The organism is Pseudoalteromonas sp. A601 (assembly GCF_002165575.1).
GTDB lineage: Bacteria > Pseudomonadota > Gammaproteobacteria > Enterobacterales > Alteromonadaceae > Pseudoalteromonas.
Window position 1 is genome coordinate 173,096 of sequence record NZ_MXQF01000002.1, and the last position, 16,475, is coordinate 189,570.

Genomic DNA, 16,475 nt, shown 5'->3' on the forward strand with positions numbered 1-16,475 from the left:
AAAATGACCTTAGCAAAGCGTAGTATAAATTTTCATAATTAGCACAAGTAAGGTATGTTTAATCTAAGTGTTTACCCAGTATAGTTAAGCTATAAAGGTTACCGTCCATAACAGCCACATTAGGAAGTTCGCCCCAGTGCGAAAAGGCAAACTTTTCAAATAACTTTATACTTGGTGTATTGTGGCTAAATATAAATGCTAGTAGCACCTTAATATCCAAACGTTTTGCTTGTTGCTCGGCAAACTTTAGTAGCTTTTTACCTAAACCTTGGCTTTGTGCAGTCGAGGTAATGTAAATGCTAATTTCAACTGTACCGTCGTATGCTGGGCGCCCATAAAAAGACTTATAACTTAGCCATGCAACAATCTTCTCATTTTGCTGATAAACATAGATCGGCCGTTTTTCTGTGTGACTATCAAACCAAGCTTGTTTATCAGCAACACTCACAGGCTGAGTATCAGCAGTGACCATACGCCCAGCAATAGTTTCGTTATAAATAGCAACAATGGCAGGTAAGTCGTTTTTATCGGCTAATCGAGTAATCATAAAGTTTTAGTAGTTGTTGATCAGTAAATTGCATAGTAACGTATCAATGAAAATGACACTACTGCAAATGGCACTAACTAGCCATACCATATAAAGGAATAGTCAGATGTTGAAAAAATTAATTCTGTGTGGCGCTATTTTAAGTAGCGGCTTTTCAGCCCATGCAGAACAGATAAATGAATCAAACAGCACAAGCGCACAAAGTTGTGATGACTTTACTAACGTTGCTATACGTAAGTTACGTTCAAAAGAGTCAATAAACCTATGTCAATTCAAAGGCAAACCTTTGCTTATCGTCAATACTGCCAGCAACTGCGGTTTCACTTCTCAGTTTGAAGGTTTAGAAGCGCTTTATCAAAAATACCAAGATCAAGGGTTAGTGATATTAGGTTTTCCCTCTGACGACTTTTTCCAAGAAGAAGACGATGAAAAAGAAACAGCAAAAGTTTGCTATGTAAATTATGGCGTGACTTTTCCCATGTTCGCAACCAGCGAGGTACGTGGCAGTGATGCAAACCCTATTTTTAAACACTTAAACGAGCAAACCAGCTCACCAAATTGGAATTTTTATAAGTATATCGTCTCAGCAGATCGCAGCACTGTACAACGCTTTAATAGTAAAACTAAGCCTAACTCTGAAAAGCTAACTAAAGCGATAGAGCAAGCAATTTCAAAGATTTAAATTTATACTGGTACTATCGGTCTTAATTAGACTAGAATAGAAATAAATTTGATTAAAAAAACACCACAATGTAAACGGGAGATTTTATGACAGTGGCAAGCGCACGACACATCTTAGTAGACAGCGAAGCTGAATGTTTAGATTTAAAAGCAAAAATAGAACAAGGAGAGGAATTTGCTGAACTCGCTAAAGCACATTCAAATTGTCCATCAGGTCAAGACGGCGGCGCACTTGGCGAGTTTGGTCCTGGTATGATGGTTCCTGAGTTTGATAAGGTTGTTTTCTCTGCGCCTATCAACCAAGTACAAGGCCCTGTGCAAACCCAGTTTGGTTACCATTTATTAGAAGTAACCAGCCGTACAGAATAACGTTAGCTTTATAGCTAAACAAAAGAAAGCCGCCTCTGCGGCTTTCTTTTTACCCTAAGGAAAGCACATGAAACTATTAGGCTCAACAACCTCGCCCTTTGTTCGTCGCATTCGTATTTGGGCACTGTTAAATCAATGCAGTCTTGAGTTTATCAACTTAGATATTTTTTCAGACACTGATCGTCAGCTAATGATACAAAATAATCCAGCCCGAAAAATTCCAGTGTTAATCACTAAGCAGCAAACGTTGGCGGATTCAAATAACATCATCCGCTTTTTACTCGAACAACACAGTCAAACTCGTCTGAATTGGCAACAAGAGCACCTATTAACAATCATTAATGCATGCAATGATTCACTGATTGAGCTATTACTTTGTCAGCGTTCAGGATTCGATACGCAGGATGATAAATTATTTTTTAATCTACAATATGAACGCATTGCTGAAACATTAAGCTATTTAAATAACCATTTTGCCGATGCAGAATTTAAAAGCTGTGAATACCTGTGCATCAGTTTATACTGCTTACTTGATTGGATTTGCTTCCGCGAGTTAACAGATCTCACAGGACATACTGAGTTAATGAAGTTTTATCATTCATTTGCTCAGCAACAAGCAGTACAACAAACCGATCCTCGAATTTAATATTAAGGGTACACACATGAGCGAAATAGAAATTGAATCGGAACTAGTTAGTTTTGTAGAAAAAGTACGTCAAAGTGAGCAAGTTTGGGCGCTTGGTGCGCAAGACGGTGGCTTTGTTGTTTGCGAATCGAACCAGTTTGAAAGCACGGATGTATTACTTCTGTGGGAAAGTGAAGCTGCTGCAAAAGCCCAGTGTAAAGAAGAGTGGGCTGATTATGCTCCTGCAGAAATAAACCTTGATGAGTTTTTAGATGAATGGATTGAAGATCTAAAAGAAGACGATGCCTTGATTGGACTAAACTGGAATGACGATCAAGTGTGTGTTGAAATCGAACCTGTAGGCCTTGCTCGCGCTTTAAGTGAGTAAATTTAAGTACATACTGAAAACGCTAGTTTATTTGCTTTGTAAAATTTGCTATAAACTAGCGTAAATCTATAGTCTCAAGGTATTACGTTGAAATCCCATCTAGGTCGACGCCCATTTTCAGCGATGGAATTACATACACTCTCCCATGGCTATATTTATGGCGATCAACGCTTACCCCGAGAACAAGCCAAACACTGGCACTTTTGGTTACCATTAATTGCATATTATTCTGGTGCTTATAGCGACGAAATTGGTCATTTAGAGCTAAATAACATTGTTACTTACAATGGTATTGCCTGCTTTGACTTTCATACTCATGGAAAAATAAAACCCCGCTTAATCCCTATTCATCAGGCATTATTTGATGCTGGCTTGAATGAATACATTGCTTTACTTAAACAGCAAAACCACACCCGTCTACTGTTTGACTTACCTTCAAAGTCAGGCCGCTACAGTGAAAAAGTACGCATTTGGTTTTCAGGCGAAGGTGAACGCGCTGGGTATTTACAAAAGTGCGATATTCCTAATGTTGATCAATTAGGAATGAAAACCGCAATCAGCAGTTTACGACTCAACTTTGAGCAACAAATCCGTATTTTTGCAATTCAAGCAAACTCTAAAGATGCCTTTAATTATTTAATGGGCTTTATTGAGTACCCTGAACAAGCATTTACAGATACCGCACTACTTAACCAAGTTATTCAACAGATACGTAATATCAACCCGCACATACATTGGCAGCGATTTACAGCTCGCCACAGCGCCTGACAAACTTTGTTACCAACCGGCTCATTACTCAGCCCTTAAAAACTGCTAGGATGTAAATTCTAACAAGAACAGTTCAGGGACTCTTATGTTTATAAAAAGCTTACTCACTCTTAGTGTGGCTATCGCTGTAAATTCAGCTCATGCCAATGAATACGTCATCGAAAAAATCGCCAAACCAAGTTCTCAGCAGGTTTCATTGACCCTAGATCCTGCCCAAGATTCCTTCAGTGGTGAAACAGAAATAGCACTAGAAGTACTTAAACCAACTAAATACATTGAACTCAATGGCGTTGATTATGCAGCGCAAATGGCACAACTTTTAGGCGCAGAGAATTGTGACTTAAGTACACAAATGCTAAAGACAGGCAAGGTGAAGTTCGTATGTGCAGAGCAAATTCAACCGGGTAAATACACCCTAAAAATTGATTTTACCGCACCATATAACCGAAACAGCGTAGGCTTATACAAAACCATAGATCAAGGCACTCCCTATTTATTTACTCAATTTGAAATGAGTGATGCACGTCGCGCATTTCCGGTATTTGATGAGCCTAGTTATAAAATTCCATTTCAGCTGACCATTACAGCACCGAGTTCACAAAAAGTGTATGCCAATACGCCTGAACTAAAAACCACTATAAATGGCGATATGACGACGCATTTTTTTGATAAAACACCGCCAATTCCATCATACCTTGTTGCTATGGCTGTAGGACCATTTGAAGAGCGTGAAGTCAAAGGCATGCCAATTCCTGGGCGCATTATTACCCCGCAAGGTAAAATTCATTTAGGCGAGTATGCCGAGCAAAATATGCCACGCGTCTTAGCTGCACTTGAAGAGTATTTTGGTAGTCCGTACGTTTATAAGAAATTGGATTCAGTTGCAGTCCCTGAATTCCCGTTTGGAGCAATGGAAAACTCAGGTCTTGTTACTTACCGTGAAGACATTTTATTAGTAGATCTCGCAACTGCAACGCGCAGTAAAAAGCAGCGCAACATATCTATTATAGCTCACGAGCTTGCGCACCAATGGTATGGTAACCTAGTGACCATGAAATGGTGGAATGACTTATGGTTAAATGAAGCATTTGCAAGTTGGATGGCGGCTAAAATCACTGCACAGTTAAACCCTGAATTTGAATCTCATCTAGATTTACCACAAAACCAAGTAATGGCCCTAGATGCCCGGTTAAGCACTAAACCAATTCGTAAACCAATCAAAACTGAAGCCGATATTATGGACGGCTTAGGCCTTGCATACAGTAAAGGCAGCTCCGTACTTGCGATGGTTGAAAACTGGATTGGCGAAAAAGCTTTTCAACAAGGCATTCAGGCTTACTTAAAAAAGTTCTCTTATAAAAATGCTGAAGCAGCCGATTTATGGCAAGCCTTAGGTGAAGCGTCTAACAAAGATGTTGCAAGTGTATTAAAGTCATTCATTGAGCAATCATCGTTTCCACTTATTAAAGTAAGTCAGCAAGGTAAAACGGTTACTATCAAGCAAAGCCGATTTACTAATGCAGGCGTTGATGCACCAGCACAATTATGGAATGTACCTGTTGCAATCAAATATGGCGCAGGTGATAAAGTAAAGACTGCCAGTGTATTGCTCAGCAAAGATACCCAAAAGATCGAACTAGACTTTACCCCTGAATGGATTTATCCAGATCAAGGTGCACTGGGTTATTACCGCTGGGTGATGGATGACAAGCAGTTTGCATCATTAATCGACAATGCGGCCGAGCAACTCACCGTGCGTGAGCGCTTAGCGCTATTATCAGCAGCTGATGCACTATTAGATGCAGGTGTGATTTCAGCAGGCCAGTTAATGCAAACGCTTGAAACATTTGTAAGTGACAAACACCCTCGGGTTGCAAGTACCGCACTGGGCTATTTAGCAGCTCAAAAACGCACTTTTGACGATGTGAGCAACCAAGATCTATGGCCTGCGTTTATTCGTAAAAGTATCACTCCTGCTGCTAAGCAATATGGGCTAACAGCGCAAATGGATGAAGACGCTGCAATTGCTCAACTACGCTCTCAAGTTGTTTCACGCCTTGGTTTTGATGGTGACGATCAAAATGTTATAAACACAGCGAAAGCACAAACACAATTATATTTAAACAATCCTGAAAAAGTAGATCCTTACTTAGCTTCAACCTATTTAAACTTGGCGGCATTTCATGGTGATAAAAACCTTTTAGATGCGTACATCAACACGTTTAAAACCACAAAAGACCCACAAGTACGAACTAAAATGCTTGCTGCGATGAGCTATTTTGGTACCCCTGAGCTGCAAACTAAAGTGCTTAATTACAGCTTAACTGACGACGTAACAGCATCAGACATGCGTACGATTATGTCGGGGCAAATGTATACAAAACCACGTGAAGCTTTATTTATTGATTGGGTTTATGCAAATTACGACGAAGTAGCAGCTAACCTGCCTCCTTTCTTTGTACCAAACCTACCTTACTTTACCACCTCAGGCTGCAGTGCAACTAGCTTAGCGAAGACCCAAGCTTTCTTTAACGATAAGATTGCGGATGTACCAGGTTATGCGCGAACATTAAGTAAGTTAGAAGAAAGCGTCACTAACTGTATTTCACTTAAAGAGCGTGAACTTGAATCAGTTAATAGCTTTTTAAAGCGTTAATTCATATAGATTTAAGTTAACTAAAACGGCAAGCCAATGGCTTGCCGTTTTTATATTGCTCTGAGTAAAAAATTATTTAATACAGATTTTAAATTAGCCATTTATAATTTTCACTAGTAGAGTAATAAACTCTTTTGCTGCTTCTTCTGTCGTTATTTTAAAACCAATACCGTAGTGAATAGGGTTTGCACTTTTATAAATACGCGTCGGAAAGCGAGTCATTTCACTGCTATGGAAAAAGCCTGAAATTCGACTAACGCCATCAAAAGCATTGAAGTCATCACTAAATACTTCAAGCGCTGGACGTAATACCAACTTTGCTTGCCCACCTTCAATATGCAAATAAATCGCTTCTTTTGATTTTGGCAGCATATATTCAGAAATATTTTTAATTTTAAAGTTACTGCGACAATCTAGTGCGACGAGTTGTTCGTTGATTTGTTCTGGTGTTGCTACCATAAGGTTACTTTGCTCTTATTAGGTTGTTAGCTGTAATTCAATTACAGTAAATAAATTTGCTATTTACGACAAACAAATGCCAATTGTTCATTGTTGTAACTTAGTCTTGTAATTTGTGCGCTGCAATAAGGTGTTAAATCAAGCCATTGAGATACATTCTCAGGTGCACTTAAACTGCGTTGGTAAATACGGTTGTTTAGTGCGTAAATAACCGTATTATCGTTTTTAAAGGTGTAATCTTGGACACCATCCGGTAAGCGAAACAAATCCGTGACCATTTGCGAATTAGGCGCATAGCTTGCCAACCAATTTTCTGCATTTTTAGTATAGGTGAACGTAAACGCAGCCAGTGAAGCATTAAAGGTTAAAGTACGGCCTATATTTTGCGCAACAACCTGTCCTTTAGCTGCTGCAACTTTAGTGTATTGTAATGTATGCGGCTCACCTAAAATAAACATCACAAGGTCATTATCAATTCCCCAAGCGTGGTAGCCTACAGGTTCAATCCATTCGAATATACGACTCGGCGGCAACTCAGTATTTAATGGGTATTGCCATAACTTTTGTTTACCATCGGCCTCAACCACAATCGCAGAAAGTGCATCGCCTTTAGGCGTTAAAGTCGCGGAGTATTCACTAACAGGGCTATTTGTGAGGTTATATGTTTGCTGATCATCAAAACTATAAAATGCTAAATCAGTCTGGCTGTGCCCTAATGTCTGTACTTCTTGGGTAAAATAAATACCTTTATTTGTTAGCTGGGGCTGATTATTATAACTATCGTCCGATGTAATGCGGCTTACTTGTAAGCCATATTCTGTATTTGGTTTCGCTAATAGTATTTCACTCTTTGGCATAGCACTGTGCGCTATAAACGGCAATAATAATGCTGTGCAGGCAATTCCATGTCGATATAAAGTCAATTTAAACAATCTCTTTAATTATTTTTATCGCTACATAATAGCGCTATTTGAAGAGGATTCACAAACTTGTTAATGATCTGCCCCTTGACCTACCCCCATGCTTGCCCTTATAACTAGTGTGCTACTTAAAACGAGAGTAACTATGTCAGCTAAACATCCAATTATTGCAATTACTGGTTCATCTGGTGCAGGTACCACCACCACGACGAACGCAGTAAAACATATTTTCCGCAGTTTAAATATTGAAGCGGCCTTTATCGAAGGCGATAGCTTTCATCGCTATACCCGCCCTGAAATGGATAAAAAAGTGCGTGAAGCGCAGCAAGAGGGTAAACATATTAGCTACTTTGGTCGTGAAGCAAATGACTTTGGCGCATTAGAAGAACTGTTTAGTACCTATGGCGAAACCGGCACAGGAAAGCTACGCCGCTATTTACATACCTTTGATGAAGCCGTGCCATATAATCAATTACCTGGCACATTCACTCCTTGGCAAGAACTAAAAAGCAGCACTGACATTCTGTTTTATGAAGGACTCCACGGTGGCGCTGTCGATCAAGATCACGATGTAGCAAAACATGTCGATTTACTGATTGGCATGGTGCCCATTATTAATCTTGAGTGGATCCAAAAGTTGATTAGAGACACCTCTGAGCGCGGCCACTCTCGCGAAGCTGTCATGGGCTCTATTGTGCGTAGTATGGATGACTATATAAATCATATTACGCCACAGTTCTCTCGTACGCATATTAACTTTCAGCGCGTGCCTACCGTTGATACCTCCAACCCATTTAGCGCTAAAGATATTCCATCATTAGATGAAAGCTTTGTGGTGATCCGCTTTAGGGGAATTGATGATGTGGACTTCCCTTATTATTTACAAATGATTGAAGGTAGCTTTATGTCGCGAATAAACACCCTTGTAGTGCCTGGTGGCAAGATGGGCTTAGCCATGGAGTTGGTATTAACACCACTTATCAAAGACATCATTTTAAAGAAACGCGCCCTTGCGGATCTATCACCTGTAGATATCCCTATTTAAAATATACTTTTAATACAAATAACGTACACTACGACTTTGCGATGTAAAGGAGTAGTGTATGAAGTCTCATACTCAGATACTAAACATTCTTGTTGGCTCAAAGAACCCTGTTAAAATCAATGCAGCGGCGTATGTTTTCACTGCGTTTTTCCCACAACACGAAATAAAGTGTGTAGGTATACATGCCCCCTCAGAAGTCCCTGATCAACCGATTGGTGAAGAACAAACCCGAGTTGGCGCAGAAAATCGCGTAACGTATGCAAAACAGCATCATCATGCAGATTTTTATGTTGCGATGGAAGGTGGAGCTGCGCAGTTTAGCTATGGGCCAGCCACTTTTGCTTATGTTGTGATAGCCAATACAGCACAACAAAGTATAGGCCGCAGCAGCAATTTGCCTTTGCCTCAAATTTTATATAATGCCGTCTTAAATGGTGAAGAACTTGGCGATGTAATGGACAATGCATTTAATACCCACAATATTAAGCAGCAAGGGGGCGCTATTGGCTTATTAACTAATAACCAAGCCACACGTCAAAGTACATATACTCAAGCACTCACACTCGCTATGGCGCCTTTTTTACATCCCGAACTTTATGCTAAGGAAGTTTAAATGAAGTATACCCATGTTCTATTTGATGCTGACGAAACATTATTTAGCTTTAATGCCTACGCTGGCCTAAAGCGCATGTTCGCCACTTACGATATAGATTTCACCCCGGCTGATTACGATCATTACCAACTAACAAATAAGTCTCTATGGCTCGCTTATCAAGATAATAAAATATCGGCGACTCACCTTCAGGTTACGCGCTTTAGTGAATGGGCCACTAAACTCAAAGTGCCAGCACAGCAGCTTAATGATGACTTTTTAACTGCAATGGCAGAAATTTGTCAGCCGCTACCCGGTGCAGTGGAGCTTTTAACTAAACTTAAGCCCAATGCAAAACTGGGCATTATCACCAATGGTTTTACGCAATTACAAGCACGTCGCTTAGAACACACTGGTTTAAAAGATATGTTTGATTGGCTGGTTATCTCTGAGCAAGTGGGTATTGCTAAGCCTGCTGTAGAAATTTTTGACCATACATTTGAGCTTATGGGCAACCCTGCGAAAGAGCAGATTTTAATGGTGGGTGATACTGCTAACAGCGATATTCTCGGTGGTATGAATGCAGGTATAGACACATGTTGGTTACAGCACCCGGGCTTTGAACTACCATCAGGAATAACGCCAACTTATAAGATTACTGAACTGGTGCAATTACAACAGCTTTTGGGGTTGTAGGAAGGTTCAAGGTTCACAATTAAAAGCTAGGGTATAATATTTAAGCAAAAAAATGACGCTAAAAGCGTCATTTTTTATAACTGTTTAGAGTAAGCAATTAAGCTGTAGCTACTTCAAGCCCTGGTGCTGGCATTGTAACTGGGGTATCAAATGTAGCCCATTCCCATGCTGACTCAGTTGCCATAATTTTACGAAGTAATTTATTGTTTAAGTCATGACCTGATTTATAGGCAGTGATTTTACCTAAAATATTGTGGCCAGTCATAAACATATCACCCACACAGTCTAGTATTTTATGCTTTACAAATTCATCGCTGTAGCGCAAGCCATTTGGATTGAGTACTTTAAATTCATCCAATACAACTGCGTTATCCATGCTACCACCAAGTGCTAGGTTATTAGCATGCATGTATTCAATGTCTTTCATAAAACCAAAAGTACGAGCACGGCTGATCTCTTCAGTGAAGCTTTGCGCCGTAATATCTAAACCAATACGCTGGCGGCTTTCATTGATTGCTGGGTGATCAAAAGCAATCTCAAAGTCGATATGAAAACCATCGTACGGTTCAATCTCGGCCCATTTATCGCCTTCTTCAATGCGTACTTTTTCTTTAATACGAATAAAGCGTTTAGCAACTTTTTGCTCTTCAATTCCGCCTTTTTGTAACAAGTATATGAATGGTAATGCACTACCATCCATAATAGGCACTTCTGAGCTATCTAATTCAACGATTAGATTATCGATGCCCATTGCCGCTACCGCCGCAATAAGGTGCTCAGTTGTAGATAAGCGAACGCCATCTTTATTGGTCAAACAGGTACATAATTGTGTGTCACCAACGGCTTCAGGTGTTGTTTCAAAATCAACAACCGGATCAAGGTCGACACGACGAAATACAATCCCAGTATTTGCGCTCGCAGGTCGGAGAGTTATTGTGACCTTCTCACCTTTATGAAGTCCAATTCCTATGGCTTTGACTACTTTTGCAATCGTACGCTGTTTAATCATAGGTTCGCTCACTTATAGTTACAGTTAGACGGAGGATTGTATCATAAATACTATCAGCTGCCAAATTTGTTTGCTTTTCACACAGAAACATTATTATTTTTGTGCTTAATCAGCCTGCTTTCTCAAAAATGCAGGGATGTCGAAATAATCGCCACCTTCTGATTTATCAGATTTACCACTGCTTTGCTCTGTTTTCGCATTGCTGCTTTGCGTGGTCATGCTTGACTCTTGCTTTTCAGTTGTAGGCGCTGCATCCGTTTCTTGACTGCTATTACCTTGACTTGCAAAGCTTGGTACATACATGCTGCTTGTTTGATTAGTAGAGCTTGTCACATCAGAGCCTGATGCTTTTTTAAAGCCATTATCTACAATACCAAACTGTGGACGACGATCGCCACCAAGACCAGTTGCAACAACCGTAACACGTAACTCGTCACTCATTTCTGGATCAATTACGGCACCAACAACAACCGTTGCGTTTTCTGATGCAAGCGCTTTAACGTGGTTACCAACAATTTCAAACTCTTCAATTGCGATATCCATACCCGCGGTGATATTAACCAAGATACCTTTGGCACCAGTTAAATCTACATCTTCTAATAATGGGCTAGAAATAGCGGCTTCAGCGGCTTCTTGTGCACGATCAGGACCTGATGCAGACGCTGTGCCCATCATCGCTGTGCCCATCGCTGACATTACAGTACGTACGTCGGCGAAATCCACGTTGATTAGACCTGAACGGGTAATCAATTCTGCAATACCTTGTACCGCACCAAACAATACATCGTTTGCTTTAGCGAAGGCATCTAGAAGTGTAGTCCCTTTTCCTAAAACTTTAAGCAATTTATTGTTAGGAATTGTAATAAGTGAATCTACAATTTCTGATAATTCATTGATACCTTGTTCAGCAGCAGCTGCACGCTTTTTGCCTTCAAAGTCAAACGGGCGCGTTACCACCGCAACGGTTAAGATACCCAAATCTTTAGCAATCTTAGCAACAACAGGGGCTGCACCAGTACCTGTACCACCGCCCATACCAGCGGCGATAAATACCATGTCAGCGCCTTCAAGGCTGTTGCGAATCGTCTCAGCGTCTTCTTCAGCTGAATTACGCCCTACTTCAGGGTTTGCACCCGCACCTAGCCCAGATGTGATCTGAGTACCTAGTTGCACGGTAATATCCGCAGATGAGTTACGTAATGCCTGAGCATCTGTATTCGCTGCGATAAAACGCACACCTTCGATTTGTTGTTTCACCATGTGCTCAACAGCGTTACCGCCGCCACCGCCCACGCCGATTACTTTTATGACAGCTTCTTCGCTGTGTTGTTCCATCATATCAAACATGTTTACTCTCCGACTTGAGTATTAAAACTCGCCTTGGAACCACTTCGTTATACGGTTCCACCAATTGTTATCACCTTCAGGTTTCGACTTTTGTGCATTCATCGATTGCATTGTACGGCCGTACTTTAATAAGCCCACCGCCGTTGCATATGAAGGATCATCTACATAATCTGTCAAACCAACCATCCCGATTGGTTTGCCTACTCTTACTGGCATTTGGAAGATATCTTCTGCTACTTCCATTGCACCGGCCATTTTAGCACTGCCGCCTGTTATGACGAGCCCTGCTGCAATTTGGTCTTCTAAACCTGAACGACGAATTTCTTCCATCGCCAGTTCAAATAATTCTCTAAAACGTGGCTCAACGACTTCTGATAAAGTATGACGCGACATTAACCGTGCCGGTCGCCCACCTACGCTTGGTACTTCAATCGTGTCTTCGCTACTGGCCATTTGGCTGCTCGCACATGCGTATTGTACCTTGAGAGATTCAGCATGTGATATCGGCGTGCGAAATATTTTTGCAATGTCACCGGTTACTTGGTTACCTGCAACGGGGATCACTGCCGAATGACGTAGCGCGCCGTTAATATAAATAGTGATATCCATTGTACCACCACCAATATCGAGCACGGCAACACCGAGTTCTTTTTCATCATCAGTTAATACTGAATAGCATGACGCTAAGGCGGTAAATATAAGTTGGTCAACTTCTAAGCCACAACGCTCAACACACTTTTCAATATTTTTTGCCATATCGTTTGAGCAAGTAATGATGTGAGCGCGGGCTTCCATTCGTACACCACTCATACCTAATGGGTTTTTAATCCCCTCTTGCATATCTATGCTGTACTCTTGTGGTAAAGCATGCAACATTTTGCGTTCAGCAGAAATCGGTACCGAGCGCGCAATGTGAATGACATTCTCAATATCTTCATCAGTGACTTCGGTATTATTAATTGCCACCACACCGTTTTCGTTTTGACATTGAATGTGCTTACCCGAAATACCCAAGTAAACTGAGCTAATACGACAATCAGCCATTAGCTCTGCTTCATCAATTGCTCGACGAATAGACTCTGATACCAAATTAAGGTCGTTCACACCACCTTTATCCATACCATGGGATACTTGGCTACCAACTCCAACAATGCTGAGTTTATTATCTGCGGTGATTTCACCAACCGTGGCCACCACTTTTGAGGTACCAACGTCCAATCCAATCACTAGGTTTCTTTCTGCTGACTTAGTCATGCCTTACTCTTATTTTGTAATTGTGCTTCTTCCAGGAGCTTCCAGCTCACCGCAAGGCCGGTATCATACCGTAAATCCACTACATCTACTTGTGCATCTGCACGTTTTTCCATTCTCGGGTACACATCTATAAACCGCTGCACCCGCTTTGCTTTTTCTTTTCGGCCCAAATTAAGCTTAATACCATTTGCAAGCCACAACTGCCATGAAAAGCGCTCCGACAACGCCAAGCTAGTGAGTTGTAAGTTGTTCAAACTAAGCATGTCATTAAACTGTTTAAATGCAGTCCAAGCCTCTATTTCACTGCCTTCAGGACCGTATAACTGAGGTAGTTCATCAACTAGCTGCTCACTACTGGCCTGAAACACCTCGCCGCTTTGGTTAAGCAATAAATCACTATTCCAAATAGCAACAGCTTGATGTTCAACAACATAAACCTGTAGTGTGTCTGGCCACTGTTTACGTACTGATGCTGTAGCTACCCAAGGTAAATCCTGCACTAAATTTTGTACATGGATGACATCTAGATCAAAAAAACTTGATAAATCAGCTTGTTTAATCGCTTTAATAATGGCTGTTTCATCAGTGTATTTTGGCTCACCTAGCACTGCTAAATGTTTTATTTGAGCATCTTTATTCTCTACTAGCCATTGTCTAACACCACTGGTGACTTGCACTAAACTAAATATCACCACCAAAAAAAAGCTAACACCAAAAATCAGCGACCAATTTAATCGCTGTTTTAACTGCTGCGCTTTTTCCAAAAGGGGATGCATATTAAAGTGTTTGCTCCAAAATGCGAACAACTAATTGCTCAAAGCTTGCACCATTTGCTTTTGCAGCCATTGGCACTAAAGATTTTTCAGTCATTCCGGGTACAGTATTAACTTCTAATAAATAGAAGTTACCATGCCCATCCTGCATAGCATCTACTCGTCCCCACCCACTGGCACCAACTAAGTCAAATGCTTGTAGTGCCATATCTTGCAGTAGTTGTGTATCTTGTGCTGGTAGATCTGCAGGGCAATGGTACTGCGTTGTGCTTGATTGATATTTAGCTTGATAGTCATAAAAACCATTCGGCGTGGTCATTTCAATCACAGGTTGTACATCATCACCAAGTACCGTGATAGTAAATTCACGGCCAGATATCCATTGCTCAACCAATACTTGGCTGTCAAATTTAAACGCTTCATTGAGCGCTGCGGTTAATTCATCAGCATTATTAGCCTGTGCCATACCAATGCTTGACCCTTCATGAGAAGGCTTAACCATTACTTTTTTCAGCTCAGTCATTATCGTTTGAGCATCAAAGCCACGTTTGTTATCAACCACAGCATAAGGTGCCGTACTCAAACCTGCCGATTTAAATAAATGCTTACAACGAATTTTATCCATTGCCAGTGCCGACCCTAGTACATTACTACCCGTATAAGGTATGCCCATAAATTCAAGCGCACCTTGAATAGTACCATCTTCACCACCGCGACCATGTAGGGCGATAAATACGCGCTCTACAGCAAGCTCTTTAAGCTGCCATAAAGGCTGCTCTTTCGGGTCAAAAGCAATGGCATCAACACCCGCATTTTGCAATGCATTAAGCACTGCTTGGCCTGATTTTAGCGATACTTCACGTTCAGCTGAATGGCCGCCTAATAATACTGCAACCTTGCCAAATTGTGTGCTTAAATGAGTCATACTTCTACCTGCTTAAGTTGTTCTATTGACAACTCGGTTGCTGCTAACTTTTTAACTAATTGACCTATATTACCAGCCCCTTGCGTTAAAACTAAGTCATTGTCTTGTAATATATTTGCCAACACCCCAGCCAATTCTGAATTACTTGCTATATGCAACGGCTCTTTGCCACGCTGACGCAGGCTACGACACAGACTTTTACTATCAGCACCTATAATTGGATCCTCGCCTGCACTGTATACATCAAGCAATAAAAGTTGATCAACATCAGCGAGAACTTTAACAAAGTCTTCATATAAATCACGGGTTCGAGTAAACCTATGCGGCTGATAAATCATAACTAAGCGCTTATCAGGCCAACCTTCTCGCACTGCTGCGATTGTAGCCGCTACTTCTGATGGGTGATGACCATAATCATCTACTAACATCACATCACCACACTCGGTGGCAAAATTACCATAATGCTGAAAACGACGGCCCACGCCTTCAAACTTTTGTAAGGCCTGTAAAATTGCTTGATCAGAAATATTCTGATCTTTGGCAACAGCAATCGCAGCCGTTGCGTTAAGTGCATTGTGTATACCTGGCATATTCAGTTGAATATTTAGCTCATTGCCTTGCTTTGTTCGTACTGTAAAGTCACACGTATTACCTTGTTGGCTAAAGTTCAGCATGCGGTAATCTGCATCTGCAGATTCACCATACGTGATCACTGGGCGACCAAAGCGTGGGATAAGTTCAGCGGCCACCTCTGAATCGATACACACCACGGCTAAGCCATAAAATGGTAAGTTATGAATGAAATCCACATAGGTGTCTTTCATTTTCTCTAAACTACCACCATAGGTTTCCATGTGATCTTCTTCGATATTAGTGATCACTGAGACCATGGGTTGTAAATGCAGAAACGACGCATCACTTTCATCCGCTTCAGCAATTAAAAAATCACTCTTCCCAACCTTTGCATTGCTGCCGGCACTATTAAGTAAACCACCAATAATAAAGGTTGGATCAAGCCCTGCTTGGGCATAAATACTAGCAATTAGGCTTGTTGTAGTGGTTTTACCATGAGTACCTGCAATCGCAATACCGTGGCGAAAACGCATTAGCTCAGCTAACATTTCAGCACGGCGAACAACGGGAATACGCGCCGCCTTTGCTGCAATAATTTCTGGGTTTGTTTCATCGATCGCACTTGAAACCACAACTACATTGGCATCTTTTACGTTACTTTGATGATGACCAATAAATACTTCTGCACCTGCTTGAATTAAACGCTCTGTCATGGCGCTATGAGCAATATCAGAACCTGTGATTCGATACCCCTCAAAGGCAAGCACTTCTGCAATACCGCCCATGCCAGCACCACCAATTCCTATAAAGTGAATGGTGTCGATTCGTCTCATCGCTGGGCGTGTTGA

18 protein-coding genes are annotated in these 16,475 nt (G+C 41.1%); 9 read left to right on the forward strand and 9 right to left on the reverse strand.

Annotation, left to right across the window (positions count from 1 at the left end; all coding sequences use genetic code 11):
- Nucleotides 1-58 precede the first annotated feature (58 nt).
- The gene (locus tag B5G52_RS02290; protein WP_087531081.1) at nt 59-547 is read right to left on the reverse strand and encodes a GNAT family N-acetyltransferase; all 489 of its coding nucleotides are present in this window, start codon (nt 545-547) and stop codon (nt 59-61) included.
- 106 nt (nt 548-653) lie between these two features.
- On the opposite strand from B5G52_RS02290, the gene B5G52_RS02295 reads away from it, so the two are divergent.
- The 6 genes from B5G52_RS02295 to B5G52_RS02320 all read left to right on the forward strand — a co-directional run bounded on the left by B5G52_RS02295 (nt 654) and on the right by B5G52_RS02320 (nt 6,034).
- Nucleotides 654-1,229, forward strand: a complete 576-nt coding sequence (locus tag B5G52_RS02295) for a glutathione peroxidase (protein ID WP_087531082.1) — start codon at nt 654-656, stop codon at nt 1,227-1,229.
- 86 nt (nt 1,230-1,315) lie between these two features.
- Entirely contained in the window at nt 1,316-1,597 is a 282-nt protein-coding gene (locus tag B5G52_RS02300; protein WP_087531083.1) for a peptidylprolyl isomerase, read from the forward strand.
- A 67-nt stretch (nt 1,598-1,664) separates the two neighbouring features.
- Nucleotides 1,665-2,243: a glutathione S-transferase family protein gene (locus B5G52_RS02305; protein WP_087531084.1), complete on the forward strand. Its 579-nt coding sequence runs from the start codon at nt 1,665-1,667 to the stop codon at nt 2,241-2,243.
- A gap of 16 nt (nt 2,244-2,259) precedes the next feature.
- Entirely contained in the window at nt 2,260-2,610 is a 351-nt protein-coding gene (locus tag B5G52_RS02310; RefSeq protein WP_087531085.1) for a DUF2750 domain-containing protein, read from the forward strand.
- 87 nt (nt 2,611-2,697) lie between these two features.
- Nucleotides 2,698-3,378, forward strand: coding sequence for a hypothetical protein (locus B5G52_RS02315; RefSeq protein ID WP_087531086.1), 681 nt, complete (start codon nt 2,698-2,700; stop codon nt 3,376-3,378).
- Nucleotides 3,379-3,463: 85 nt separating this feature from the next.
- A complete protein-coding gene (locus tag B5G52_RS02320; protein ID WP_087531087.1) occupies nt 3,464-6,034 on the forward strand; it encodes a M1 family metallopeptidase in 2,571 nt (856 codons plus the stop codon).
- Between the two features lie 93 nt (nt 6,035-6,127).
- On the opposite strand, the gene B5G52_RS02325 is transcribed toward B5G52_RS02320, so the two are convergent.
- The gene (locus B5G52_RS02325; RefSeq protein WP_087531088.1) at nt 6,128-6,493 is read right to left on the reverse strand and encodes a hypothetical protein; all 366 of its coding nucleotides are present in this window, start codon (nt 6,491-6,493) and stop codon (nt 6,128-6,130) included.
- Between the two features lie 59 nt (nt 6,494-6,552).
- A complete protein-coding gene (locus tag B5G52_RS02330) occupies nt 6,553-7,416 on the reverse strand; it encodes a hypothetical protein (RefSeq protein WP_087531089.1) in 864 nt (287 codons plus the stop codon).
- A 142-nt stretch (nt 7,417-7,558) separates the two neighbouring features.
- On the opposite strand from B5G52_RS02330, the gene B5G52_RS02335 reads away from it, so the two are divergent.
- From B5G52_RS02335 to yjjG, 3 genes are read left to right on the forward strand one after another with little or no spacing between them, the layout of a single operon-like run.
- Nucleotides 7,559-8,458, forward strand: coding sequence for a phosphoribulokinase (locus B5G52_RS02335; protein ID WP_087531090.1), 900 nt, complete (start codon nt 7,559-7,561; stop codon nt 8,456-8,458).
- A 58-nt stretch (nt 8,459-8,516) separates the two neighbouring features.
- A complete protein-coding gene (yjjX, locus tag B5G52_RS02340) occupies nt 8,517-9,071 on the forward strand; it encodes an inosine/xanthosine triphosphatase (protein WP_087531091.1) in 555 nt (184 codons plus the stop codon).
- Nucleotides 9,072-9,746 (forward strand): pyrimidine 5'-nucleotidase, encoded by a 675-nt coding sequence (yjjG, locus tag B5G52_RS02345; RefSeq protein ID WP_087531092.1) that lies wholly within the window; start codon nt 9,072-9,074, stop codon nt 9,744-9,746.
- 97 nt (nt 9,747-9,843) lie between these two features.
- Here yjjG and lpxC read toward each other — a convergent pair whose 3' ends face one another.
- From lpxC to murC, 6 genes are all read right to left on the reverse strand, one after another.
- Nucleotides 9,844-10,755, reverse strand: coding sequence for a UDP-3-O-acyl-N-acetylglucosamine deacetylase (lpxC, locus tag B5G52_RS02350; RefSeq protein WP_087531093.1), 912 nt, complete (start codon nt 10,753-10,755; stop codon nt 9,844-9,846).
- 105 nt (nt 10,756-10,860) lie between these two features.
- On the reverse strand, nt 10,861-12,102 hold the full coding sequence (ftsZ, locus tag B5G52_RS02355; protein WP_087531094.1) for a cell division protein FtsZ: 1,242 nt from the start codon (nt 12,100-12,102) through the stop codon (nt 10,861-10,863).
- 21 nt (nt 12,103-12,123) lie between these two features.
- A complete protein-coding gene (gene ftsA / locus B5G52_RS02360) occupies nt 12,124-13,356 on the reverse strand; it encodes a cell division protein FtsA (RefSeq protein WP_087531095.1) in 1,233 nt (410 codons plus the stop codon).
- On the reverse strand, nt 13,353-14,132 hold the full coding sequence (locus tag B5G52_RS02365) for a cell division protein FtsQ/DivIB (protein WP_087531096.1): 780 nt from the start codon (nt 14,130-14,132) through the stop codon (nt 13,353-13,355). Before B5G52_RS02365 ends, ftsA begins: the two co-directional genes overlap by 4 nt.
- 1 nt (nt 14,133) lies before the next feature.
- On the reverse strand, nt 14,134-15,054 hold the full coding sequence (locus B5G52_RS02370; RefSeq protein ID WP_087531097.1) for a D-alanine--D-alanine ligase: 921 nt from the start codon (nt 15,052-15,054) through the stop codon (nt 14,134-14,136).
- On the reverse strand, nt 15,051-16,460 hold the full coding sequence (murC, locus tag B5G52_RS02375; RefSeq protein WP_217896156.1) for a UDP-N-acetylmuramate--L-alanine ligase: 1,410 nt from the start codon (nt 16,458-16,460) through the stop codon (nt 15,051-15,053). The genes B5G52_RS02370 and murC overlap by 4 nt, the downstream gene beginning before the upstream one ends.
- Between the last annotated feature and the right edge of the window lie 15 nt (nt 16,461-16,475).

Excerpts from the sequence above, each read along its gene's own strand:
- B5G52_RS02290 (WP_087531081.1), bottom strand. The coding sequence starts at position 547 with ATGATTACTCGATTAGCCGATAAAAACGACTTACCTGCCATTGTTGCT.
- B5G52_RS02295 (WP_087531082.1), top strand. The coding sequence starts at position 654 with ATGTTGAAAAAATTAATTCTGTGTGGCGCTATTTTAAGTAGCGGCTTT.
- B5G52_RS02300 (WP_087531083.1), top strand. The coding sequence starts at position 1,316 with ATGACAGTGGCAAGCGCACGACACATCTTAGTAGACAGCGAAGCTGAA.
- B5G52_RS02305 (WP_087531084.1), top strand. The coding sequence starts at position 1,665 with ATGAAACTATTAGGCTCAACAACCTCGCCCTTTGTTCGTCGCATTCGT.
- B5G52_RS02310 (WP_087531085.1), top strand. The coding sequence starts at position 2,260 with ATGAGCGAAATAGAAATTGAATCGGAACTAGTTAGTTTTGTAGAAAAA.
- B5G52_RS02320 (WP_087531087.1), top strand. The coding sequence starts at position 3,464 with ATGTTTATAAAAAGCTTACTCACTCTTAGTGTGGCTATCGCTGTAAAT.
- B5G52_RS02325 (WP_087531088.1), bottom strand. The coding sequence starts at position 6,493 with ATGGTAGCAACACCAGAACAAATCAACGAACAACTCGTCGCACTAGAT.
- B5G52_RS02335 (WP_087531090.1), top strand. The coding sequence starts at position 7,559 with ATGTCAGCTAAACATCCAATTATTGCAATTACTGGTTCATCTGGTGCA.
- yjjX (WP_087531091.1), top strand. The coding sequence starts at position 8,517 with ATGAAGTCTCATACTCAGATACTAAACATTCTTGTTGGCTCAAAGAAC.
- yjjG (WP_087531092.1), top strand. The coding sequence starts at position 9,072 with ATGAAGTATACCCATGTTCTATTTGATGCTGACGAAACATTATTTAGC.
- lpxC (WP_087531093.1), bottom strand. The coding sequence starts at position 10,755 with ATGATTAAACAGCGTACGATTGCAAAAGTAGTCAAAGCCATAGGAATT.
- ftsZ (WP_087531094.1), bottom strand. The coding sequence starts at position 12,102 with ATGTTTGATATGATGGAACAACACAGCGAAGAAGCTGTCATAAAAGTA.
- ftsA (WP_087531095.1), bottom strand. The coding sequence starts at position 13,356 with ATGACTAAGTCAGCAGAAAGAAACCTAGTGATTGGATTGGACGTTGGT.
- B5G52_RS02365 (WP_087531096.1), bottom strand. The coding sequence starts at position 14,132 with ATGCATCCCCTTTTGGAAAAAGCGCAGCAGTTAAAACAGCGATTAAAT.
- B5G52_RS02370 (WP_087531097.1), bottom strand. The coding sequence starts at position 15,054 with ATGACTCATTTAAGCACACAATTTGGCAAGGTTGCAGTATTATTAGGC.
- murC (WP_217896156.1), bottom strand. The coding sequence starts at position 16,460 with ATGAGACGAATCGACACCATTCACTTTATAGGAATTGGTGGTGCTGGC.